Genomic DNA, 23169 nt, shown 5'->3' with positions numbered 1-23169 from the left:
CCGGCCGGCCCCGCACCGGGGTCCGGCCGGCGTCCCGGCCTCTACACCGCTCACAGAGGAACGGCCTCACCGATGCCCTCTCCCGACCGCCAGCTTCATCTCAACGTCAACATCCTCGACGCCGGCAGGCACCCGGGCGCCTGGCGTTTCCAGGACGATCCCCGCCTCTTTCTCGACATCGACTACTTCCAGCGGATCGCCCGGCTGGCCGAGCGCGGCACCTTCGACGCCGTCTTCCTCTCCGACGGCGTCTCACTGCACCAGGAGCCGCCGGAGAAACCGTGGAACGCGCTGGAACCCAGCGTGCTGCTCACCGCGCTCGCCACCGTCACCGAACGCGTCGGCCTCATCGGCACCGTCTCGACGACGTTCAACGAGCCGTTCAACCTGGCCCGCCGGTTCGCCTCGCTGGACCACATCAGCCGCGGCCGGGCCGCCGTGAACATCGTCACGACGATCTCGCCGAAGGCGAGCGCCAACTTCGGGCTGCGCACCACCCCCGACCACGACGCCCGCTACGCACGGGCCGAGGAGTTCGTGGACGTCCTCGCCGACCTGTGGGACAGCTGGGAGGACGACGCGATCGTCGGTGACCGGCTCCGCTCCCGGTTCGTCGACGGCGCGAAGGTGCACACGATCGACCACGAGAGCCGGTACTTCGCGGTCCGGGGCCCGCTGAACGTCCCCCGCTCCCCACAGGGCCGGCCCGTCCTGGTCCAGGCCGGGTCGTCCGGTGTGGGCAAGCGGCTGGCGGCCCGGGTCGCCGACATCGTGTTCACCGCCCAGCCGACGTTCCCGACCGCCGCCGCCTTCTACACGGAGATCCGGCAGGCCGCCGCCGGCTTCGGGCGCGACCCCGACCACCTCGTCGTGCTCCCCGGCCTGTTCCCGATCATCGGCGGTACGGAGGCCGAGGCCCGCGCGCGCAAGGCCGAGCTCGACGCCTACTTCCCGTTCGACGTGGAACTGCCCCGGCTGGCCGCGCAGCTCGGCGTCGAACCCGAGCAGCTGCCGCTGGACGCGAGGCTGCCCTACGACCAGCTGCCCGACGTGAGCTCGTACGCGACCGGTTCGCGCGGCTTCTTTGAGGCGATCGTCGCGATGGCCCGCACCCACGACTACACGGTCCGCGAGCTGCTGCTGGCCAACGGCGGCGGGCACCGGCAGGTCATCGGCGCGCCCGAGCAGATCGCCGACGACATCGCCCGCTGGTTCCACGGGCGGGCGGCGGATGGCTTCAACCTGAACTTCGACGTCTTCCCGTCCGGCCTGGAGGCGTTCGTCGAGCACGTCACGCCGGAGCTGCGCCGCCGTGGGATGTTCCGCACGGAGTACACGGGCACGACGTTGCGCGAGCACCTCGGCCTGCCCCGCCCGGCCAGCCGCTTCGCCACGGCCGGGGCCACGGCCACCGCCTGACCGACCCCACGGCCCCGCCCGACCCGCCGGGTGCCAGAACCAGAGCGAGGAGACCGCCATGAGCACGTTCCCCCCCATCGGCCACGACCTGACCGTGGGTCCCATCCCCATCGTCGAGGACGAGACCACCTTCGTCCCGGCCGGCGTGCTGGAGATCGGCTACGCCACCCGGATCGTGGACAGCAAGGCCATCGCGCGTTCCGCCTCCGTGCTGGGCGCGGTCGACGACGGCCGCACGGCCGAGCAGACCGAGGCCTACCTGCGCGAACTCGACGAGAACCCGCCGGGCGGGGTGGCCCTGCACGTGCGCGAGGCCAGCACGCACCGCGAGTACCTGCGCTTCGACTGCTTCGACGACGGCCCGCATTACCACTACATCGTGGAGCCGGACGTGGCGCAGACCATCGTCGGCTACGACGTCGACGCGAACGGCCCGGTCTACCCCTGGGCGCTCGAACGGCTGCGCCATCACCTGCCGGCGCTGCTGACCCGGGCCGGGCGCCCTGACCTGGCCGCGCGGCTCGATCCCGACGCGATCGCGGCAGCCGTCGACGCCGTGGCTCGGGGCGTGGCCGACCTGGAGCGGGTCAGCCCGACCGCGGCATGACCGCGACGGCCACCGCGGCACTCCCGATCCGCTACGTCGTGCTGGGCGCCGGGGCGATCGGCGCCTCGGTCGGTGCGCAGCTGGACCGCGCCGGGTACGACACGGTGCTCGTCGCCCGCGGCGCACATCGCGACGCGATCGCCCGAGACGGCCTGCGCCTGCTTGCCGACGGCGTCGACGAACGCCGCCGGATCGCCGTCGCCGGACATCCCCGCGAGCTCACCTGGAGCGGTCGGGACATCGTGCTGCTGGCGGTGAAGAGCCAGGACACCGCCGACGCGCTCGCCGGCCTCGCCGAGGTCGCCCCGCCGTCGACACCGGTCGTCTGCCTGCAGAACGGCCTGCGCAACGAGGCGGCCGCGCGGGAACGGTTCACCGACGTCTACGGGGTGATGGTGTACCTGCCGTCGGCGTACCTCACCCCGGGGGAGGTGGTGAACTACGCGGCGCCCGCGCGCGGCGTCCTCGTCCTGGGGAGCCATCCCGGCGGCGTGGGGGCGCTCGGGCCGGAACTCGCAGAGACCCTCACCGCGGCCGGGTTCACCGCCCGGGCAGTGCCCGACATCCTCGCTTGGAAACGCCGCAAGCTCCTCACCAACCTCGGCAACGCCGTCGACGTCCTGTCGGGCCTCGGCGACGGCTTCCTCGACGCGATCGACCTCCTCGGTCGCGAGGCGGAGGCGGTGTTCGCCGCGGCCGGCCTACCCGTCGTCGACCGGGACGTGTTCGCGGCGCAGGTGGACGGGCAGCGCCTCGCCGAGATCCCGGGCCGGCCCTATCCGGGCGGCTCCACCGCGCAGAGCGTGCTGCGCGGCGGCACGGCACCTGAGGTCGGTGAGTTCAACGGGGAGATCGCCCGGCTGGGCCGCGACCACGGCGTGCCCACCCCGGCCAACTCCTTGGTCGCCGCCCTGGTGGACGAGGTGTCCCGCGGGATTCGGCCGGCCCGCGGGCTTCCGCTGCACATACTCCTGCCCCGGCTCCGGAAGGCTGCCCTGGCGGCGTAGCGGCGACCCGACGGCGCCGCGCCGTGGCACGACGCGCCGCGGCGCGAGGCGGGTGCGGCGGCACGCGGGCCGCACCCGCGGTTCAGTCCTCGGTGCCGGTGGGCCGCACGTCGTAGACGCAGACCCGGTGCAGGATGCGGGGGCCCTGTGTGTCCGACACCCGCATCAGCGTCGAGCGCGCGTCGGCGAGCACGACCGTGCCGGGCTCGGCCACGTAGGAGGCCTCGTGCTCCGGCCTGGACAGGTGCTCGATGAGGAGCTCCAGCAACTGGCGGCCCTCCTCCGGCGACACCCCGACCAGCGCCCGGGTGCTCCAGGGATCGATGAACAGCCCGAGCCGCCCGGTCTCGGGATGCACCCGCACGACCGGATGCTCGATCGGATCCACCTGGGTGATCATCCGCCCGTTCCAGCGGCCGGGACCGAAAGCGCGCACGTACTCGTCCATGACCGGCGCGTGATGCACCCCGCGCAGGTCGCGCACCCGGGCCCGCAGCTCGGGGTCCAGGGATCGGTAGGCCGCCTCCCGGGACAGCCACCGCATCCTGGCCCCGCCGGGCGGCGCGACCCGCAGGTAGAGCACGACGACGCCGGCCGGCTCGGCCATGTACTGCATGGCACTGTGCCAGGCATCGAGGCCGCCGTCCCACCGCCGGCTGTCGATGACCTTGATCTGCGGATAGGCCCGACTGAGACCGGGGATCACCGCGCTCGACGGCGTGATCTCGCCGAAGTGCTCCGCCAGAGCGATGTGCTCGTCCGGGTCGAGGATCTGGTCCGGCAGGACGACGACACCGTGGCGCAGCAGGAGCTCGGACAACCAGGCCTGGTCACGGCCCGCGGCGCCGGCGAGATCCAGATCGCGCACCTCAACCCCGAAGGCACCTGGCAATGGGCTGGGCGCGGGCCGCGGACGCAGCGCCGTGGCGCCGCGGCGGCCGGCCGGGGGAGACATGGCACCATCTTCACACGTCCGGTCGAGATTCCCCGAAACCCGGACACACTCCAGTCACAATCGCCCTGTCTGCCCGCTCCGCCGACGGCCCGCCCTCCCCTCGTCCGCGCCGGCGGCCCCGACGAGAGCCTCGCGGTCAGCCCCACAGCGGCGGTCCACCGCGAAAAACGAGTGGCGACGAGGCGGCTTCCGCGTGATGATGCCGTCGCCTGCGGCCATGACGGAGCACGCAGCGTCCAAGGGAGAACCGTGACGCCAGTCGCCGCCGAATCGGTCGTCGCCACGTCCTCATCCGGGTCCGCGCCCGAGGTACGCCTCACGGGCGGGGTCGTGCGGGGCAGCCGGGAAGGGGGCCTGGCGGTCTTCCGCGGCGTCCCCTACGCCGCGCCGCCGGTCGGCGAGCTGCGTTTCGCCGCGCCGCGGCCGGCGCCGGGCTGGGACGGTGTGCGGCCAGCCGTGACGTTCGGTCCGGCGGTCCCGCAGAGCGAGGTGCTCGGCCAGCAGGCGTCCACCCAGGACGCGGTGGGCGACGACTGGCTGACCGTCAACGTCTGGTCGCCCGACGTCGACCCCGCCGCGGCGCTGCCGGTGATGGTCTGGATCTACGGCGGCGCCTACGTGCTCGGCACGTCCGGACGGCCCGAGTACGACGGCGGCCATCTCGCCCGGGACGGCCAGGTGGTCGTCGTGACGTTCAACTACCGCCTGGGCGTGGAGGGCTTCGCGCAGATCGCCGGCGCGCCGCCCAACCGCGGCCTGCTCGACCAGATCGCCGCGCTGGAATGGGCACGCGACAACATCACCGCCTTCGGGGGCGACCCCGACCAGGTCACGATCTTCGGCGAGTCGGCCGGCGGCGGATCCGTCGCCGCACTGCTGGCCATGCCCCGTGCGCGGGGGCTGTTTCGCCGCGCCATCGCGCAGAGCGTGCCGGGCACGTTCTTCGCACCGGAGCTCGCCGCCGACCTCGCCGTCGCCTTCGCCGCCGAGGTGGGCGCGCGACCCACCGTCGCCGACCTCGCCGGTGTCGATCCCGCGCTGCTCGCCGCCGCCGGCGACGCGGTCGCGGGTGACCTGGACGCGGGTGACCTGGACGCGGGTGACCTGGACGCGGCCGGTGAGCCGCGCGCGGCTGGGGCGAGCGGGGCAGTGGGCCGGGCCGGTCGCATGGCCAGGGCCGGACGCTGGGGGCTGGCCGCGCGCCGGTCGATCCTGTTCGCCCCCGTCGTCGACGGCGACGTCCTGCCGAGCACGCCGTGGGAGGCCGTGGCCGGCGGCGCGGCCCGGGACGTCGGTCTGCTCGTCGGGCACACCCGCGACGAGCAGCGGCTGTTCACCGCCATGTCCGGCCTGCTCGGTCAGGTGAGGCCGGAGCAGGCGGCCGAGGCCCTCCAGGACCTCGCGCCCGGTCCCGGCGGCGCGCGCGGCTACCGCGACGCCTACCCGCAGGCGGGTCCCGGCGAGCTGTACGAGCTCGTCCACTCCGACTGGCTGTTCCGGATGCCGAGCCTGCGCCTCGCCGAGGCTCAGGTGGCGGGCGGCGGCCAGGCGCATCTGTACGAGCTGGCCTGGGCCGCCCCGGGCATGGGCGGCATTCTCGGGGCCTGCCACGGCCTCGACGTCCCGCTCGTGTTCGGCAACCTCACCACCGGCCAGACGGCCTTGCTGTTCGGCGAGAGCCCCGCCGCCGAGGCGGAGACGCTGTCCGCCGCGATGCGGACCGCCTGGACCGGTTTCGCCACCCACGGCGACCCGGGCTGGCAGGCGTTCGACCCCGAGCGCCGCCTCACCCAGGTCTTCGACACCCCCACGACCGTCACGGCCTACCCCCAGGACCGCTCCCGGCTGATCTGGCAGCACCACACCTTCCCGCCCCTCCCACTGCTCGGCTGACAGGCCGCCACGCACCTGCCGGCTCCCCATCGACGAGGTCGCCTTCACGTCGGTGGTGCGGCTACGCCTGGGTGCGGCGGGCGGCCTCGTCGGCGAGGGAGACCGCGAGGAGACGGGACAGTCCGGGGGCGTCCTGGGCGTCGAGCATGGTGATGTAGGCGGGTCGTCGGGTGACCTGGACGATGGCCGGAAAGCCGAATCTGCGGATCGTCTGGTAAGCGATGATCGCCCGGCCGGTGCGACCGTTGCCGTCGGAGAACGGGTGGATGCGCTCGAATGCGATGTGCGCGCTGGCGACCGCTTCCAGCAGGGCCTCGTTGTCGAGGTTCGCGGTCTGCCACTCGGTCTGATCGGCCCACTGACGCATGAGATCGGGCACCCGGGCGGGCGCCGTGGGCTGCCAGGAGGCGCCAGTAACGATGTTGGTCGAGGTCTTGTACTGACCACGGTCGTGGGCCAGGTGGTCCATCAGCGTGGCATGCAGGTGCAGGATCAGCGCCGTGGTCAGGGGTTCGTCCTGCGCGACGGCCCGCAGGACACGGGCGAAGGCCTCGTAGTGGTTCGCGACCTCGTACAGGTCGCGTACCGGCGTACCCGCCACAGGCACACGTTGGTCGACCAGCAACGTGACGGTGTCGGCAAGGGTCAGGGTGTTGCCCTCGATCGCGGTGGAGTGGTGTGCCAGGCGCACCAGCACATCGTCGGCATACTCCGGGGACAGGACCCCGGAGCCGGCGACCGCGGCCAGGAACTCCGCTCGAGTCCAGGTCACGCGCGGCTCCTGGTCACGCGCGAGTTCGGGCCGCGTTGATGACGGCCATCAGTTCGGCCATGGGAGCGTCCTCATAGCGGCTCACCGCGCGCGCCTCGAGGACCCCGGCGCGGACTGTCACCTCGAGGATGTCTCCGGGGGTGACGCCCAGGGCGCGCAGCTCGGTCGGGCTGATCGTGATACCCGCCGAGTTCCCGATCGTGACGACCTTCTTCTGCATACGAACAGGCTACGCCCAGGTACGAACCAGGTCTCGGGTCGGCGGTCCGGAGAGTCGAGGCGGCGCCGCGCCGACTTCCCTGGTGAGGGATTGCGTTCCGCGGAACGCGCGCCGGCGGAGGCGCGCTGCCCGGATGGGCGTCTGGGCGGTGCGGTCGTGCCGTCGGCTGCGCCGCGCCCCGCGGGGCTCATCGGCGCCATGGATGGCATCCTTCTGGCGTCATAGTGGCGTCGCGATGCTTGCATGTGAGCCACGGCGATGCCATAGTGGTGCCATGGAGTTGGGAACGTATGTGGATCGGCTCGGCCAGGAGCTCGTCGCGGTGCTGGAGGGCGGCGGCGACGAGGCGCGTGCGCTGGTCGAGCGGCTGACGGGTGGGCTGGAGTCGGCGATCCGGCTGACGCTGCTGGAGACGCTGTCCGCGGCGGCGGACGAGATCACGCGGGAGCTCGCGCCCGGCTCGGTGCAGCTGCGGCTGCGCGGGCGGGACCCCGAGTTCGTCGTCGCGCTGCCGCCGGCGGACCAGCCGGTCGCGCCGTGGCCGGCCGACATGCGGCCGACCGACGTGCGGCCCACCGGCACGCGGCCGGCCGGGGAGCGGCCGGCCGGGGAGCGGTCGGCCGAGGAACGGGCGTCCGCCGCCGTGCTGGAGGTCGCGCCGGAGGACGGCGCGACGGTGCGGATCAACGTGCGGCTGCCCGAGCAGCTGAAGGCCGCCGTGGAGGAGGCGGCCGCGGGGGAGGGGCGTTCGGTCAACGCCTGGCTCGTCCGCGCCGCCGCCGCCGTCCTGCGACCGGCGCAGGACGCCGCCCTCCGGTCGGAGCGCGGCAAACCCGGCCGACAGCACGTCACCGGCTGGGTGCGCTGACACCGGCGCCGACACCGGCACCCCCACCGCAGTCACTACCTCCCACCGCAGTCACTACCTACGGAAGGACAGTCATGCCTGTCTTCGACACGCCGGCACCGATCCAGGCCACTCTGGAGCTGATCGTCGCCAACGCCAGGATCATCGCGACCGACCGCGCGGACACAGTCGTCGACGTCCGCCCGACCGACCCGGACGACGACTCGGACGTCAAGGCCGCCAAGCAGACCCGCGTCGAGTACTCCGACGGCGTCCTGCTCGTGCGGGCACCTCGGGCGGGGGCGCTGAACTTCTCCACGAAGAAGCGGTCCGTCGATGTCACCGTCGAGCTGCCGGCCGGGTCGCGGCTGGACTGCGAGGCGTCCGTCGCGGACGTGACCGGCTCCGGTGTGCTGGGGGACTGTCGCGTCAAGACGTCGATGGGCACCATCCGGCTGGAGCGGTGCGGGTCCGCGCGGCTGCGCTCCGGGGCGGGGCCCATCACGGTCGACGATGTGGTGGGCGACGCCGACGTCCACACCGGCACCGGCGAGGTGCGGATCGGCCCGGTGGGCGGCGACGTGACGGTGCGCAACTCCAACGGTGCCACCCGGATCGGCGCGGTGTCCGGAGAGGTCCGCGTCCGCAACGCGAACGGCAGGATCGACATCGAGCGTGCGGTCGCCGGCGCCGACGTGCGGACGGCCAACGGCGGCATCCGGGTCGACGGAGTGGTTCGAGGCGCGGTGGCGCTGCGCACGGCGAACGGCGACGTCGAGGTGGGCATCGCCACCGGCACCGCGGCCTGGCTGGACGCCAACACCGGATACGGCCACGTCCACAACGCGCTCGACAGCGTCTCCGACGAACCCGGCGAGGCCGACCACAAGGTCGAGCTCCGCGTGCAGACATCCTTCGGCGACATCAGGCTGCACCGTTCCTGATCACCGCGGGCGGGGCCGGTACGGTCAGTCGGAACGACGGTAGGTGAAGATCGTGTTGTCGAAGCCCTGTCACCGGGATGGGAGTACTCATCGGAGGTCCGTGCTCGGGCCGCCGGCGGCAGCACCGTCGTAGAGGAGCAGGTTGTCGGGGCGGAGCCGGACGCCCGCCGTGAGGGTGTGGTCGACGAGGCGGCCGTCATGCATGAGGTGCCGGACCGTCCAGCCGTGTGCGAGGACCGCGACGTCGGCGATGATCCGGCGGTGGCAGCGCCACCAGACCGACTCGCTGCACAGCACGGTGGTCCGTACCTGTGCGGCGCCGGCGAGCAGGCCGTCCATCGCACTCAGGAACCGCGGGTCACGGGTGTAGCCGGCGTAGCCGCGAAAGGACACGTTGCGCCAGAGCACATCAGGGGAGTCCGGCTTCGGCCGGCGGAAGCCGCCGAGCCCTGGTTCCCAGCGATAGCCGATTCCGGCCGCCGGTAGCCACCCGGCCATGACGGCGCGGGCGACGTCGGGGTTGCGCCGACTGCCGGGCGCGCTGCGCACATCCACCACCTCTTCCACCCCCGCACCCAGCAGCAACCCGGTCAGCGTCTCCCGATCCGCCGTGCCGTGGCCGACCGTGAGCAGCTCGCCCAACTCGCGATCATGAGGACCCGAGGCCATGGCGACGTTATCGCCACCCCACGGCCAACCGACACGTCCAGCGCGCCGTGGTCAGCCTTTCGTGGCCTCCACCAGCCCGCGCAGGATCGCCATGACCGAGCAGCTCGCGCCCGCCGTGGCCGCCGCCCGCGCGGACCGCCTGTGACGCTGGCAAAAAGCGACCGGCCCCGGACAGGAGCTGTCCGGGGCCGGTTGGTTCGCAGGATGTCAGGCGTTGACGGTCTCGTGGGGCGGGGGTGTCTGGGGTGTGCTCCCGGCGGGCGGCCCGTCGTGGTCGTCGGGGGGTTCGACGGACACGCGGGGCGTGACCCTGTCCAGCCAGCGCGGGTAGAACCAGTTGGCCTTGCCGATGATGTGCATCAGCGAGGGCACCAGCATCGTGCGCAGGATGAACGCGTCCAGGAAGACCGCGGACGCCAGGCCCAGACCGAAGATCTTGATCTGTCGGCCGGGGGAGACCAGGAAGCCGAGGAAGACCGCGATCATGATGAGGGCGGCAGCGGTGATGATGCCGCCCGTCTCGGCCTGGCCCACGGTGACCGAGCGCTTGTTGTCCTTGGTGTGGACCCATTCCTCGTGCATGCGGCTCACGAGGAACACCTGGTAGTCCATGGACAGACCGAACAGGATCGCGAACAGCATCACCGGGATCCAGGCGTCGATCGGTCCGCCGGGTCCGCCGCCCAGGGCCTCCGAGCCCCAGCCGTACTGGAAGATCGCCACGAGCAGGCCGAACGAGCCGGCTGCGGCCAGCAGGTTCATCACCGCCGCCGTCAGCGGGACGACGAGGCTGCGGAAGGCGAGCAGCAGCAGGAGGAAGGACAGCCCGACGACCACCGCGATGAACACCGGCAGCTTGCGGGCGAGAACCTTGGCGAAGTCGACGTTGATCGCCGTCTCGCCGTAGGTGTAGATGTGCGTCGGCGTGCCATTGGACAGCGGCGGCAGCACGTCGGAGCGCAGGTGCCGGACCAGCGTGTAGGTCTTGTGCGACTGGGGCGACGTGGTCGTCTTGAACGAGACGAACGCGATGTCCTTGTTCAGGGGGCTCGTGACGAGACTGGACCGGTCGACGCCGGGAGTCTCGGAGATCGCCGTCGACACGCGTCGCAGGAACGCCTTGTCGGCGGCGCCGGGCCCGCTCACGACGGCTTCGAGGGCCGAGTTGTAGCCGACGCCGAAGTCCGACTTGATCAGGTCGTAGCCGACCCGGGTGGTGGAGCTCTTCGGGTCGCTGCCCTGGTCGCTGGCGCCGAGCTGGATCGAGAAGAACGGGACCGCGAGCGCGACCATCACCGCTGCGGCGATGACACCGACGACCAGGCGGTTCTTGGCGACGAACTCCGACCAGCGGGCCCAGAACCCGACCTGCTGGTCGGTGAGGTAGTCGCCGGCGCGTACGGCCGCGCGGTGCTTGCGGGTGAGCACCTTGAGCCCGAACAGGCTCAGCAGGGCGGGCAGCAGGGTCAGCGACGCGGCCATGGTGAATCCGACCGCGAGCGCGGTCGCCACCGCCATGCCGTTGAAGAAGCTCACGCCGAGCGCGATCAGGCCGAGGATGGCGATGCACACGGTGGTACCGGCGAACAGCACGGCCCGGCCCGAGGTGTTGATGGCCGACACGATCGACTCGGACACCGGCATGCCGCGGCGCAGGTTGCGGCGATGCCGGGTCACGATGAACAGCGCGTAGTCGACGCCGACACCGATGACCATGAGTTCGGCCAGATAGGGCGTGATGTTCGAGACGTTGATCGCGTGGGTGAGGATGTAGATCACCCCCAGGCCGCCGACGAGCGCGACGACCGCGCTGGCCAGCGGCAGCACCGTGGCAGCCACCGTCCGGAACACGAGAGCCAGAATGATCAACGCGGCGGCGAAGCCGATGAACACCGATCCGCCGGAGCCCTGGCTCTGCCCGATGCCGGCGAAGGCGTTACCGGTGAACTCGACCTGCAGCGACGGGCTGTCCAGACCCTTCAGCGAGTCGTAGACGTTGTCGAACAGCTTCGCGTCGTAGTGGTTGTTCTCCCACGTGATCACGGCGAGGGCGGTGGTCGACCCGCGCGCGGAATTCAGCAGCTGGGGGTTTCCGGCCTTGGCGGCGGCGCCTCGGGAGCAGTCGATGGACTGCCACGGCGTGGAGATCAGCGCCACGTGGTCGCCCGAGGTGCAGAGCTTGGCCAGGGCCGGCTGGAGCTGCGCCGGCGCGGCGGTGAACGCCCCGGACTTGTTCTTCAGGACGACGGTGCCGGCGGCGCCGTTCTGGTTGTCCATGCCGGCCGCGGTGAGCAGCTTGGCGACGGTCGCGCTCTCGGTGTGCGGCAGGCTGAACGTGTCCTTGTACGCCGCCCCGCCCATCGCTCCGGCGATGCCCTGAGCACCGACGATCACGACGAGCCAGCCGACGATGACGAGCCATCGTCGGCGGATGGCGAACTGGGCAATGGTCTTCATGAACTCTCCTGATCGGAGCCTTGCGCCACGCGGGCTTCCGGGTGGCGAGTACGCGGTCAGGCAAACGCGCCGCGCAGATACGCTGATCGTCCCGTGGTGATCCCTAGAGGGGAACGGGGTACCCCCAGGTCTGGTCACTGGCAAGCATATGGGTAGCCCTCAGGCAGACTGGCCACTGGCCAACGAACCAGGTCAATCTGGTTGTTCACGCAATGGATTCCCATCTCCTCTCGCGGAATTGATCAGCTATGTGCGCCGCGCGACTCGATCTGGCCGGCCTGACGTTCTGACGTGCACGCTCACCGAGGAGCTGGGTGCCATGACCCTATCAGGGTTGCGAACGCATGTTCGACGCGCCCGGGGCGGTGTCCTGTCGTCCATCCGACATCGCCCACCATCCGACATCGCCCACCCTCCGAGCTCGGGCAACGGCCGGATGAGGGCCATGCGGACCGCGGTCACGTGCGAAGGGTCCGGCCGCCGGATTCGAGAGTCCGTCACACTCTGTAGTGATGCGCCAGGCTGGACGGCTATGGCGGCAGAGGAACGGGCGTGCCCGCGTCCCCCCCTGCTCGATCGATGTGTCTCCAGGCCGGACGGTCCCGCGGGTCCTCGGAATCCTGGCCGCAGGGCGACACATTGATCCTGTGCGGAATCGACCTCAGCCCTGCGCGCGGGGGCCACCGCCCGGGCGGAGATCGCCCCCGCCCCGGCGGTGTCCGCGGACTTCTCCGGCTGACCCGGTACCCACGGACCCGGGGAGGGCCGTTGCCGCGGATGGTTAGGCAGATTTCGCAGAACGACACATGTAGCCCTCAGCCCTGCAACACCCGCCAGCGACCTCACGCGCGGCGACCCGACACCGAGAATCACTGATCATCTCTGGTGTCGGCGCCGACCGTAACGCCGAGGATGGGGCGAACTTCCCGTGGGTGGGAAGCGCCTGCGGGGGATGGTGGGCTTTGTGTCGCGAACTCCACGTTTCCTGTCGGGTTTGTCCCCATGTTCGCGACACGGGCCGCCGTGATGTTGCCGGGACGCTGTCACGACCAGCCGCACCGGCAGCCGTGAGGATCACAACTCGAGACGCGATCTGCTGGTGCTGGTGCTGGCATCGGTGCGGTGGGGCTCAGCGGGCGAGGCCCGCCAGGTCGGTGTGCATCTCCCAGACGAGGATTTCCGCCGGACCAGCGGCGCTGGCGGTGAGGCGCTGCCCGCCCGTCGCCGTGAAGCGGACCGCGTCACCGGTCTGCAGCGGGCCCGAGCCCTCCAGCGTCACCTCGCCCTGCGCGACGAAGAGGTGCAGGTAGGGGGCCTCGGGCAGGTCCACAGCGCTGCCGGGGGTCAGCCGGGCGGCGTGCAGTGCGGCGTGCCGGTTGCGGATCCGGATCGCGCTCTGCCCGTCGTGGCGTGCCATCCCGGAGGCCACTGGCACCAGGCCGCCGCGTAGCAGCTCGTCGGTGATCTCCAGCTGCTCGTAACCAGGGTCGATGCCCTCGGTATCCGGCGCGACCCACATCTGGACGAAATGCACCGGCTCGTCGTGCGGTTCGCCGCCGAGCCGCCACGAGTCGTTCTTCTCCGAATGCAGGATGCCGCGCCCGGCGCTCATCCGCTGGGCGAGACCCGGGTACAGGACACCCGCGTTGCCGACGGAGTCCTGGTGGACGAGCGAACCGCCGAGTACCCAGGTGACGATCTCCATGTCCCGGTGCGGATGGGTCTCGAAACCGGTCCCGGGCGCGACGGTGTCGTCGTTGCTGACCAGCAGCAGCCCGTGGTGGGTGTTCGCCGGGTCGTAGTGCCGCCCGAACGAGAACGAGTGGTGGGAGTCGAGCCACCCGATCCGGGTTGCGGCGCGGGAGTCGGCTCGGCGGACGTCCACCTTCGCCTGCGTGGTGCGCGTCATGACGATCCCTTCTGCGGTCGGGTGCACCCGCCAGCCGCGGATGCTTGCACGGACAACTAATGCCCCGGCTGCTCTCTTCCCGGCTCCGGCGCCGGTCCCGCGGGACCGGGGTTCCTCGCCGCTATGGCGATGATCGGCGCTCAGCGGCCTACGGACAGCGGGAGCGGACCGGCCGCAGCGCGCTCGTCGTAATGGGTGCGGGCGGCGATGATCTGGGGGGCGTGGACGACCGCCCATTCGCCGACGGCGTCGGTGAGGGTGCCGACGTCGAGCCCGAGCTCGGTCAGCGCGTACTCGACGCGGGGTGGGACCGTCGGGTAGACGGTGCGCGACACGAGGCCGTCGCGTTCCAGGTTCCGCAGCGTCTGCGTGAGCATCTTCTGGGTGATGTCGCCGAGCAGTCGGCGCAGGTCGTTGAAGCGCATCGGCCCGCCGGAGCGGCGCAGGGCGGACAGCACGTACAGCGCCCACTTGTTGGCCAGGACCTCCAGCACGGTCCGCGAGGCGCAGCCATTGCGGAATCGGGCGCGCCACCTCTCGGTCTCCTCGTCATATCCAGTACCCATGAGGTACCTGGATATCAGAAAGGTGCCTACTTTACGGCGGGTACTGGCGGACGGAATCGTCGTGCCATGCGCGCGATCAGCCAGACCGCCTTCGGCGGTCCCGACGTTCTCCGTCTCATCGAGGCCGATCCACCCGTCCCGGGCCCGGGAGAGGTGCAGATCAAGGTGAGCGCGGCCGGGGTCAATCCCGCCGACTGGAAGGCACGGGCCGGTCTGCTCGACCTTCCCATGGCCCACCCCTTCATCCTCGGCCTCGACCTTGCCGGGGTGGTGACCGCGACCGGCGCCGACGTCACCCGGTTCTCGACCGCAGACCGCGTGTACGGGTTCACCGCTCCGCCGCGCGGCTCCTATGCCGAGCTCGCCGTGGCCCGGCAGGAGGCGCTCGCACCGGCCGGCGAGCTGGATCCGCTGGTCGCCGCCGCGCTGCCGATCGCCGGGCTCACCGCCTGGCAGCCACTGGTCCGGGTGGGGGCGGTGCGGCCGGGCCAGCGGATTCTCGTGCACGCCGCGGCCGGCGGCGTCGGTCACCTCGCCGTGCAGATCGCGAAGCAGCGAGGCGCCTACGTGATCGGCACCGCCCGGCCCGACAAGCACGAGTTCCTGCGGGCGCTCGGCGCCGACGAGCTGATCGACTACACCCGGGTCGACTTCGCGGCGGTGCTGAGCGACGTCGACATGGTGATCGACCCGATGGCCGAGGACTACGGCCCGCGCTCTCTGGACGTCCTGGCTCCGACCGGCGTGCTCGTCGACGTGCGTGGCAGGGGACCCGACCGCACCGAGGTCCGCACGCTCGCCGCCCGCCGCGGGCTGCGCTACGTCCGGTTCGGGGTCGAGCGCTCGGGCGACGACCTGCGGCAGCTCACCGACCTGGTGACGCGCGGTGCCCTGCGGGTGGAGATCACCCGGACCCTGCCACTCGCCGAGGCCGCCCGGGCGCACGAACTCCTCGAGACGGGTCGCGTCCGCGGGAAGATCGTGCTGTGTGGGTGGTAGGCGAGGCCGGCGGCTCAGCCGTTGCGGGCGAGAGCTGGCCCGGTGGCGCGGTTCAGCAACGTCAACGTCGAGGCGACGACCGTCAGGGAGGCGACGAGCCCGGCCGCGACGAGCAGCCAGTAGTCCGCGGGTGGTGGTTGCAGCGTCTCGTCGAGCTGGGAGTGCAGGAACAGCCCGGCGGTCAGAAAGCCGGTCACGACCGAGACGAGGGCGAGCACCACCAGCGGCACCGCGTTCTCGAACAGGACGACGCGGCGCAGCAGCCCCATCGGCGCCCCGGCCAGGCGCAGCAGACTGAAGGGCCGCCCGCGTTCGGCCAGGCCGGCGACCGCGCTGACCGCCAGGCCGCAGCCTGCGATCGGGAGGCTGACGAGGGCGACGATCTCGGCCAGTCGCTGGTAGGAGGCGTTGCGCTGCTGGTCCCGGTCCACCTCCTCGGCGATGGTGATGGGGATCGTGTGCTGCGGGTTGGCGCGCCGCAGCGCGGTGCGGGCGCGTTCGAGGGCGGCCGGGCCATCGGTCGTCACGGCGAGTGACTGGACGGGGAGCCGGGCGAGCCGGGCGGCGGAGACGGGAGCCGCCGGCCACTGCCGGTCGTGGGCAGTGCCCGGAGACCAGCCGGCATCGCCGATCGTGACAGTCGGCGTGCCGGCCGGGCAGCGGCCGAGCGCCGGGGTCGTCGCCAGCTCGGCGCAGGACACCGCGCCGATCGCCGGATGGTCGGAGCTGTCGGGGGAGATCGTGTGGATCACCGTGACGCCACGCACGCCGTGGATCGCCCGCAGCTGGGCGGGCAGCGAGGCCGGAATCGACGCGACATCGCGCGGGCCGTCCGGTGTGAACGTGGTGTAGCGATCGATCAGGGTGCCGCGTTGGTCCGGGCCCCGGTGCGCGAGGGGACGGCCGCGGCCGCCGGAGCCGTACGCGTTGATCGTCGTGATGATCCCGACGGCGACGCTGGTGACGAACAGGGCAAGGACGAGCCCGCTGATCGCGCGGAAGCCGGCCCGGGGGTTGTCGGCCAGTCGCCGGGCCCCGATGAGCACACCGGGGCGGCTTGTCCGCGCGGCCAGCAGGCGCGCCGTCACCGAGGTCAGCCACGGCCCGACGACGACGAGCCCGACCATGGTCAGCAGGATGCCGGTCAGGTACGCCTCGACCTGACCGCCCGTGCTGGCCGGCCGTCCGGCGTGGACGAACCAGGCCAGTTCACCGAGGCCTGCCAGCAGCGGGAGGGCGCGCCAGGCTCGCGGCGCCGGCGGGGTGACCCGGCGGGTGACCCCGAGCGGCGAAATGATCACACGGCGCAGGGTGAGCCAGGCCGCGAGGACGGCCACCGTCGGCACGCCGACCGCGGTCAGCGCGATGTCCATTGCGCCGAGCGACAGGTCGGCGGAGAAGAACCGGTCGCCGGTGAGGTTGATCCCTGCCACCGCTGGCCGGGCCAGCGGAAACAGCGCGAAGCCGGCCGCGGTGCCGGCCACAGCGGCGACGCCCGACTCCACCGCGGAGATCACCGAGATCTGCCGTGGGGTCGCGCCGACCAGGCGCATCGAGGCGAAGCGCTGTTCGCGGCGCGCGGCGGACAGCCTGGTCGCCGTACCGATGAAGATCGTGATCGGGAACAGCAGGGCGGCCGTCACCACGGACAGGATCAGCGCGATGCCGTTCGCGTTGATGCCGATGTCGACGCAGTCGCCCTGGCAGCCGCTGGGCGAGGTCGTGCTGATCCGGGTGACGAGCTCGGCGCCCGGCGCCTGCGCCAGGTCGCCGACCTGCCGGCCGATCACGATGATCAGGGAGTCCGGCGAGGGCAGCGCGTCCGCGCCGATCAGGCCGACCTGCCGGGCCGGGTAGCGGGCCCCGAGCTGGTCACCGGGGGTCGAGCGCAGCAGCGTGCTCATCGCCGGCGACGCGTAGAACTGTCCCGGCCCAGGTAGGCGTGAGATGCCGGGCGGTAGCGGTGCGTGCGGCCCGGTTGCGGCCAGGTCGACGCGGCCGATGACGTGGCCGTCGAACCGGTCGGAGCTCAGCCGCCACCAGAGCGGGTCCGTCGCTGAGCCGGCCGGCGCTCCGACTGCCACCCCGATCCTTCCGGCCATCCCGACTCCACCGGCCGAGTCGGTGCCGGCGCTGGTGCCGACGCCCGTCTCGAGCCAGGCGTAGCGGTCGTTCTGCGCGGAGACGGCGTTGAGGCCGGCGAGGGCGAACAGCAGCAGGCCGACGCCCAGCGCGACGCCGGCCGCGATGAGGACCAGGCGGATGATCGCCTCCCGGCCGCCGCCGAGGGCGAGCCGCAGCCCGAGGCGGATCATGACGGGGCCGGCGCTGGTTGCAGCGCGCTGACCCTGCCGTCGCGAACGACGACCTCACGGTCGGCGTAGGCGGCGACGCGCGGCTCGTGGGTGACGAGGATGACCGTCGTGCCCTGCTGCCGGGCAGCGGTGACCAGCAGGTTCATCACTGTCTCGCCAGACAGCGAGTCCAGCGCGCCCGTCGGCTCGTCGGTGAAGAGCACCTCGGGCTCGGCGACCAGGCCGCGAGCCAGCGCGACCCGCTGGGCTTGGCCGCCCGACAGTTCGCCCGAGCGGCGCGTGCGCGTTTCCTCGATCCCCAGCCGGTCGAACCACGGCCGCGCGCGGGCCAGCGCCCGGGCCCGCGCGACCCCGCCGAGCAGCAGAGGCAGCGCCACGTTCTCCTCGGCGGACAGTTCCGGGACGAGCTGACCGAACTGGAACACGAAGCCGAAGCGGTCACGCCGCACGGCGCTGCGCTCGGTCTCGGGCATCGTGTCCAGGCGGCGGCCGGCGAAGTGGATCTCGCCGGAGTCAGGTGCGAGAATACCGGCGAGGCAGTGCAGCAACGTCGACTTGCCCGAGCCGCTCGGCCCCATGATCGCCAGGATCTCGCCTGGTAGGACCGACAGGCTCGCGCCGCGCAGCGCCGGCGTCGGCCCGAACGACAGGGTGACGTCGCGTGCCTCCAGTAGTGGGGCCGCCCGGCTCGGTTCCGCTGTCATGATCGCACCACCTCGGCGAGCGCGTCGAGGCGGGCCGTCGTCATCTCGATCCACCGCAGGTCGGCCTCCAGGTGGAACAGGCCGTGGTCGGCGAGCATCGCGTCGACGAGCCCGCCGGTCCGCTTCAGCTCCGTCAGCTCGCGCATCCGGCGCAGATGGGCGGCCCGCTGGGCATCCAGGTAGCCCTCGGCGGGGCGGCCTGACATCAGCGCCAACACGACCTTGACGAACAACACCGTCTGCAGGTGCGGCTCCGCCGCGACCGGCTCGCGCAGCCAGGCCTCCAGGTCGGTGACCCCCTGACCGGTGATGACGTAGCGCTTGCGGTCCGGGCCGTCGCCTGGCTCCGCATCGCCGACGGTGACCTTCCCGTCCCGCGCCAGGCGGCCGAGGGTCGAGTAGACCTGCCCGAATGGCAGCGGGCGGCCCCGGCCGAAGAACGCGTCGTAGTCGCGCTTGAGGTCGTAGCCGTGGCTCGGTTCTCGTTCGAGCAGGCCGAGCAGTGCCATGGGAACCGTCATATCTGAGTGTCTACACTCGGTGTATACCTCGGGTCAATACTCCGGATCGGCGTGCACGGCACAGTCGAGGTACCGGCGCTCGGAAGGCAGCAAACCGTCGTGAGCGGGACGGAACTGATCGGCGGGCACGCGCGCCGCCCCGTCACGATCGCGGACCGCGCGTCGGACCGGCCCGCCTCGTCGCGTCAGTCCAGGCAGAACTCGTTGCCTTCGGGGTCGGCCATCACGATGTGGCCGGCGTGCGGGGGAGCGGGTTCGTGCCGCCGCAGGCGGGTGGCGCCGAGGGCGACGAGCCGCCGGGCCTCCCGTTCGAGAGCCGCCATGCGCGCGTCGCCGTCGAGACCGGGCGCGGCACGGACGTCGAGGTGCACGCGGTTCTTGGCCTGCTTGCCCTCCGGGACCCGCTGGAAGAACAGCCGCGGGCGGGAACCGGTGGGGTCGATGATCGCCGAGGCGTCGCCGCGGCGCTCGGGTGGCACGCCCATCGCGTCCAGGGCCTCGTCCCAGGAGGGGAAACCGGCGGGCGGGTCCTGCGGGCGGTAGCCGAGCGCCTCGGCCCAGAAGGCGGCCAGCCGGGCGGGGTCGCCACTGTCGAAGGTGATCTGGATGTCGCGGCTCATGCGTCTCCTGTCGGTCGTCGGCGGCTGTCGTCAGTCGTCAATGTCGAGATTGGTGAACGTGACCTGGCGGAACGCGGCGAGGCGCCCGGACCTCCTTGACGGGGGAATCGAGGAACTCGGCCACCTGTTTGGGGGCCGCAGGCCCGAGCAGCGAGCTCGTCGCCGGACAGGTCCGCGACGTTGACCCCGCGGACGGCCAGAGCCCACAGTCCGCCGTCCGGCCCGGTGTCCTGCACGCCGAAGTCCAGGGCCGCCGCGTCGGCCAGGGCCGTGGCCGCGCCGTCGAGCTGCTGCGCGCGCACCCGGTAGGCGAGCACGTCTGTTCGGGTGACCGCCTGGGCGGCAGTCCCACCACCTGCACGTTCTGTCGTCCCCCGCGCCAGCGCCGCGGCACCGCCGTCACCCATGCACACCACGGTAGACGCGTCCTCCGACATCTTTTTCGCGTGACGGTCGAAACCTCGGGAAGGTGGCGCGAAAACGGAGTTCCGTGGGCTTGGCGAGGTCGACCTGAGAAGGTTCTGGACCTGGCTCGGCGCGCGAGAACTTCCTGGTGGTGGGGCATTGTCCGGATCGCGAGGAGTATGGTTTGGATATCCTTCGCCCTGTTGTTCGCGGCGTGGCGAAAAACTTGGTCTGCGCGAGCCGGGAACCCGCTGATGCTCGGCGTATGCGGTGATATGGCGATCAGCCCAGCAGGAACGGTCGTGTGACGCCGAGCGGGTTCGCGGGACGGAACCTGCGAGCCGCGCCGTCCTCAGGTCATGGACGGCGCTCACACCGAAGGAGCCCGGGTATGTCGATCAGAATCGCGACCCCCGCGCGGTCGCCGCTGTTCTGCGACGTGGCGCTCGCCGCGCGCATCGAGGGGGCCGAGGCGGGGCTCATCGCAGGCTGGAGCACGACCGCCGGGCGGCGCCTCGGCGACGCGGCGGGATTCGTCCGGCCGATCGCCGGGGGCGTGGCGAGCTTCGCCGAGGCGGACTCGCCGCTCAACAAGGTCGCCGGGCTCGGCTTCGACGGCGTGCCGAGCACCTCCGAGCTGGACGAGGTCGAGAACGCCTTCGCAGCCCGAGGCGCGGCCGTGCAGGTCGAGCTCGCCCACCTGGTCGAGGAGCCGATCGGCGCCCTGCTGACCGAACGCGGCTACCGGCTCGTCTCGTTCGAGAACGTGCTGGGTCTCGCCCTCGCCGCCGCCGGCGAGCCGCGCCGCGCTGCCCTCGAGGGGGTGGAGGTCCGTCCCAGCGGGGCCGGCGAGCTCGACCACTGGGTCGAGGTGGTGGCCGACGCGGTCGCCATCCAGGACACGCAGGGGGTTCCCTCGTATGAGGAGTTCCCCCGCGAGGTGATCGTGAACGCCATGCGTGACCTGGCCGGGGCGAGCGGGCTCGTGCGCTACGCGGCGCTGCGCGACGGGGTGCTCGCGGGCGGCGCCAGCATGCGGATGTCGGCGGGCGTCGCGCAGTTCACCGGGGCGGCGACCGCGCAGGCGCATCGCCGCCGGGGCATCCAGTCCGCGCTGCTCACCGCCCGGCTCGCCGACGCCGCGGCGGCCGGCTGCGACATCGCCGTCGTCACCACCCAGCCGGGCTCGCGCTCGCAGCACAACGTGCAGCGCTCCGGCTTCGACCTGCTCTACACCCGCGCCATCCTGGTGAAGGAGTTCTGATGCCCGGACAGCGGACGACCCAGGTGTCCGACGTGCGCATCGAGACGTACACCGGGCCCCGGCGTGAGCTGCGCGCCCTGTTCGAGCTGGCCGAGGACTCCCCGGCCGAGCTCGACGGCTACCTCGCGCTCGGCCGGGTCCTGGTGGCGCGGCTGGACGGGCACGTCGTGGGCCACCTGCAGGTGGTGCCGACGGAGCGGCCGGGCGAGGCGGAGCTCAAGAACATGGCGGTGCTCCCGCGGTTGCAGGGGCGAGGCATCGGCCGTGCGCTGGTCGCGTCACTGGTCGAGCTGCTGGCGGCCGAGCGGGTGACGACGCTGCTGGTCGCCACCGCGGCCGCCGGCCTCGACAACCTGCGCTTCTACCAGCGGTGCGGGTTCCGGATGCGCTCCATCGAGCGCGACGCGTTCACCGAGGCCACCGGCTACCCGCCGGGCGTCGTCATCGACGGCATCGAACTGCGGGACCGGGTCTGGTTCGACCGTGCCATACCGGCCCGCCGTCCTGGCCCACCGTCCCCCGGGCCGGACGGCGCGCAGGGCGGCGGCGGCCAGCACGAGGAGCGCGGCGACGGCGTAGGCGCCGACGCGTAGCGTCCAGGCGTCGCCGGGCACGTCGGTGAACAGGGAGATGTACAGGACGTGGGCGGCCGCGGCGACGGCGAGCCACTCCGGCCGCCCGGCGGCGACGGCGAGCACCGCCAGCAGGACGCCGTACCAGGGCTGGGCGGGCGTGGCCGTCAGGAACGCGGCGCCGACGAGCCACAGCGCGGCGCGCGCCGCCGGCACCCGGGCCGGGTCGGCGCGCCGGGCCGCGACGGCGACCGCGGCGAGCACTCCGGCCGCCGCGGCCTTCGCCGCCGAGCCGTGCAGGCCCAGGCCGGCGAGCAGGAGGAACCGACTGCCCTGGTCGTAGCCCTCGACATGCAGGTACTGCGGGAGGAAGCCGAGCACGCCCGTCTCCACCGCCAGCACGTGCGGCAGATAGGCCAGCGCGACGACCGCGACGGCCGCGCCCACCAGTTCGATCCGCTCACGCCGGCCCGCCCGTCCCCGGCCGACCATCGCGGGCAGCAGTAGCGCCGGGTAGAGCTTGACCGCCACCGCCGCCCCGAGCAGCGCCCCGGCGAGCCACGCCCGCCGCCGGCCCGCCGAGTCCATCGCCGGCGTGGTCAGCAGCGCGAGGGCGCCGAGGGCGAACAGGGCGCCGAGAACGTCCACGTGCGCGTCGGCGGCGACGTCCAGGCCGGCGAGGGGGGTCAGGGCGTAGAAGGCGGCGTGGCGCGGGTCGCCGCCGCGGGCCGTCAGCATCCGCATGAGCAGGCAGACGACCCCCAGCGAGCACAGCGAGGCGTAGAGCTGCAGCCGGTGCTCGCGTGGCGGGCCGGGCAGCAGGTGGACGGCGGTGAAGTAGGCCTGCGCCACCGGCGGGTAGATGGTGTGGGCGCGCGGATAGTTCAGCCGGGTGCAGTGCGGGCGCGGATGGTCGGCGGTGCAGCCCGCCGAGTCCGGGAACAGCCAGTCGTCCCGGACGCGCGCCAGCGCGGGGTCGAGCGGGCCGTGGCGGTAGGGGTCGATGCCGGCGGCCTGCACCCTGCCGTCCCAGGCGTAGCGGTAGAGGTCGTCGGACAGCCGCGGGCCGCCGGTGAGGGCGACGCCCTGGATCGCCACGGTCGCCCCGAGTAGGAGGACGACGGCCAGCCGCCGGGGTGCGGCGAGCAGCAGCAGGACGGCCGTGACCAGGCCGAGCAGCCACCACAGCAGGACCAGGTACAGCAACGCGGGCCTGCTGACCAGGTAGCCGGGCTGGTGTTGGATCATCACCTGGGTGGTGACCAGCCCCGCCAGCCCGGCCGCGGCGCCGACCAGAGCGGCGCGCCGCGCGCGTGACCCGAGCCGCGCGGGTGGCCGCTGTGACCACTGTGGCCGCCGTGGCCGTTCCGCCCGCTGGTCGCGGGGCGCGGGCGGGCCGCTCTGGTCGGCGAGGGTGACAGCGCTCGGCATGCACCCACACTGGCGGCTGTCCCGGTCGCGACCGCCACGGCGCGGGCCGGTTTCTCCGTTCCGTAAGGCTTCG

21 protein-coding genes and 1 pseudogene are annotated in these 23169 nt (G+C 72.4%); 9 read left to right on the top strand and 13 right to left on the bottom strand.

The features are described from left to right. Positions 1–72: 72 nt before the first annotated feature. The 3 genes from AC6EXY_RS07435 to AC6EXY_RS07425 are packed head-to-tail and all read left to right on the top strand — an operon-like array spanning position 73 to position 3033. Positions 73–1419 carry an LLM class flavin-dependent oxidoreductase gene (locus AC6EXY_RS07435; protein ID WP_101835873.1) on the top strand — a complete coding sequence of 449 codons (1347 nt, stop codon included), beginning with the start codon at positions 73–75 and terminating at the stop codon, positions 1417–1419. Positions 1420–1477: 58 nt separating this feature from the next. Continuing rightward, positions 1478–2026: a DUF7700 domain-containing protein gene (locus AC6EXY_RS07430; protein WP_101835872.1), complete on the top strand. Its 549-nt coding sequence runs from the start codon at positions 1478–1480 to the stop codon at positions 2024–2026. Then, positions 2023–3033 (top strand): ketopantoate reductase family protein, encoded by a 1011-nt coding sequence (locus AC6EXY_RS07425; RefSeq protein ID WP_101835870.1) that lies wholly within the window; start codon positions 2023–2025, stop codon positions 3031–3033. The genes AC6EXY_RS07430 and AC6EXY_RS07425 overlap by 4 nt, the downstream gene beginning before the upstream one ends. Before the next feature lie 82 nt (positions 3034–3115). Here AC6EXY_RS07425 and AC6EXY_RS07420 read toward each other — a convergent pair whose 3' ends face one another. Beyond that, entirely contained in the window at positions 3116–3988 is an 873-nt protein-coding gene (locus AC6EXY_RS07420) for a TauD/TfdA dioxygenase family protein (RefSeq protein WP_101835867.1), read from the bottom strand. 249 nt (positions 3989–4237) lie between these two features. On the opposite strand from AC6EXY_RS07420, the gene AC6EXY_RS07415 reads away from it, so the two are divergent. Next, positions 4238–5881, top strand: a complete 1644-nt coding sequence (locus AC6EXY_RS07415) for a carboxylesterase/lipase family protein (RefSeq protein WP_101835865.1) — start codon at positions 4238–4240, stop codon at positions 5879–5881. Positions 5882–5942: 61 nt separating this feature from the next. Here the strand turns inward: AC6EXY_RS07415 and AC6EXY_RS07410 are convergent, their stop codons facing one another. Continuing rightward, positions 5943–6653, bottom strand: a complete 711-nt coding sequence (locus AC6EXY_RS07410; protein ID WP_101835863.1) for a Fic family protein — start codon at positions 6651–6653, stop codon at positions 5943–5945. A gap of 13 nt (positions 6654–6666) precedes the next feature. After that, positions 6667–6873, bottom strand: coding sequence for an AbrB/MazE/SpoVT family DNA-binding domain-containing protein (locus AC6EXY_RS07405; protein ID WP_101835861.1), 207 nt, complete (start codon positions 6871–6873; stop codon positions 6667–6669). 274 nt (positions 6874–7147) lie between these two features. Between AC6EXY_RS07405 and AC6EXY_RS07400 the strand changes: the two genes are divergently transcribed. Together AC6EXY_RS07400 and AC6EXY_RS07395 are read left to right on the top strand one after the other, a co-directional pair. Next, the gene (locus AC6EXY_RS07400; RefSeq protein ID WP_101835859.1) at positions 7148–7741 is read left to right on the top strand and encodes a ribbon-helix-helix protein, CopG family; all 594 of its coding nucleotides are present in this window, start codon (positions 7148–7150) and stop codon (positions 7739–7741) included. A 74-nt stretch (positions 7742–7815) separates the two neighbouring features. Continuing rightward, positions 7816–8664, top strand: coding sequence for a DUF4097 family beta strand repeat-containing protein (locus AC6EXY_RS07395; protein ID WP_101835857.1), 849 nt, complete (start codon positions 7816–7818; stop codon positions 8662–8664). 87 nt (positions 8665–8751) lie between these two features. On the opposite strand, the gene AC6EXY_RS07390 is transcribed toward AC6EXY_RS07395, so the two are convergent. From AC6EXY_RS07390 to AC6EXY_RS07375, 4 genes are all read right to left on the bottom strand, one after another. Continuing rightward, positions 8752–9306 (bottom strand): DUF488 domain-containing protein, encoded by a 555-nt coding sequence (locus AC6EXY_RS07390; protein WP_243408114.1) that lies wholly within the window; start codon positions 9304–9306, stop codon positions 8752–8754. 234 nt (positions 9307–9540) lie between these two features. Continuing rightward, positions 9541–11790, bottom strand: a complete 2250-nt coding sequence (locus AC6EXY_RS07385) for an MMPL family transporter (protein WP_101835853.1) — start codon at positions 11788–11790, stop codon at positions 9541–9543. Positions 11791–12919: 1129 nt separating this feature from the next. Next, entirely contained in the window at positions 12920–13699 is a 780-nt protein-coding gene (locus tag AC6EXY_RS07380) for a pirin family protein (protein ID WP_101835851.1), read from the bottom strand. A 140-nt stretch (positions 13700–13839) separates the two neighbouring features. Next, a complete protein-coding gene (locus tag AC6EXY_RS07375) occupies positions 13840–14265 on the bottom strand; it encodes a winged helix-turn-helix transcriptional regulator (protein ID WP_499816907.1) in 426 nt (141 codons plus the stop codon). A 66-nt stretch (positions 14266–14331) separates the two neighbouring features. Here AC6EXY_RS07375 and AC6EXY_RS07370 point away from each other — a divergent pair, with 66 nt between their 5' ends. Next, positions 14332–15264, top strand: a complete 933-nt coding sequence (locus AC6EXY_RS07370; protein ID WP_101835848.1) for an NADP-dependent oxidoreductase — start codon at positions 14332–14334, stop codon at positions 15262–15264. Between the two features lie 14 nt (positions 15265–15278). Here the strand turns inward: AC6EXY_RS07370 and AC6EXY_RS07365 are convergent, their stop codons facing one another. From AC6EXY_RS07365 to AC6EXY_RS07350, 4 genes are all read right to left on the bottom strand, one after another. Continuing rightward, a complete protein-coding gene (locus tag AC6EXY_RS07365; protein ID WP_101835846.1) occupies positions 15279–17579 on the bottom strand; it encodes an FtsX-like permease family protein in 2301 nt (766 codons plus the stop codon). Then, complete coding sequence (locus tag AC6EXY_RS07360; RefSeq protein ID WP_101835844.1) at positions 17576–18283, bottom strand: ABC transporter ATP-binding protein; 708 nt, start codon at positions 18281–18283, stop codon at positions 17576–17578. The genes AC6EXY_RS07365 and AC6EXY_RS07360 overlap by 4 nt, the downstream gene beginning before the upstream one ends. Next, a complete protein-coding gene (locus AC6EXY_RS07355) occupies positions 18280–18792 on the bottom strand; it encodes a PadR family transcriptional regulator (RefSeq protein WP_499842316.1) in 513 nt (170 codons plus the stop codon). Before AC6EXY_RS07355 ends, AC6EXY_RS07360 begins: the two co-directional genes overlap by 4 nt. Positions 18793–18989: 197 nt before the next feature. Continuing rightward, a complete protein-coding gene (locus AC6EXY_RS07350; protein WP_101835840.1) occupies positions 18990–19424 on the bottom strand; it encodes a VOC family protein in 435 nt (144 codons plus the stop codon). 796 nt (positions 19425–20220) lie between these two features. Here AC6EXY_RS07350 and AC6EXY_RS07345 point away from each other — a divergent pair. Then, positions 20221–21093, top strand: a complete 873-nt coding sequence (locus tag AC6EXY_RS07345; RefSeq protein ID WP_499816905.1) for a GNAT family N-acetyltransferase — start codon at positions 20221–20223, stop codon at positions 21091–21093. On the opposite strand, the gene AC6EXY_RS07340 is transcribed toward AC6EXY_RS07345, so the two are convergent. After that, the gene (locus AC6EXY_RS07340; protein WP_243408113.1) at positions 21060–21257 is read right to left on the bottom strand and encodes a hypothetical protein; all 198 of its coding nucleotides are present in this window, start codon (positions 21255–21257) and stop codon (positions 21060–21062) included. The genes AC6EXY_RS07345 and AC6EXY_RS07340 overlap by 34 nt on opposite strands. Between AC6EXY_RS07340 and AC6EXY_RS07335 the strand changes: the two are divergent. Continuing rightward, positions 21237–21425: pseudogene (locus AC6EXY_RS07335) on the top strand (GNAT family N-acetyltransferase); the annotation flags it as partial. The gene AC6EXY_RS07340 and the pseudogene AC6EXY_RS07335 overlap by 21 nt on opposite strands. Here AC6EXY_RS07335 and AC6EXY_RS07330 read toward each other — a convergent pair. Beyond that, positions 21372–23096, bottom strand: a complete 1725-nt coding sequence (locus AC6EXY_RS07330; protein WP_499816904.1) for a glycosyltransferase 87 family protein — start codon at positions 23094–23096, stop codon at positions 21372–21374. The pseudogene AC6EXY_RS07335 and the gene AC6EXY_RS07330 overlap by 54 nt on opposite strands. Positions 23097–23169: the final 73 nt, after the last annotated feature.

It is taken from the genome of Frankia sp. RB5 (genome assembly GCF_059816245.1).
Note: the sequence above shows the minus strand (reverse complement) of the source record. Positions and strands in the feature narration are given on the sequence as shown.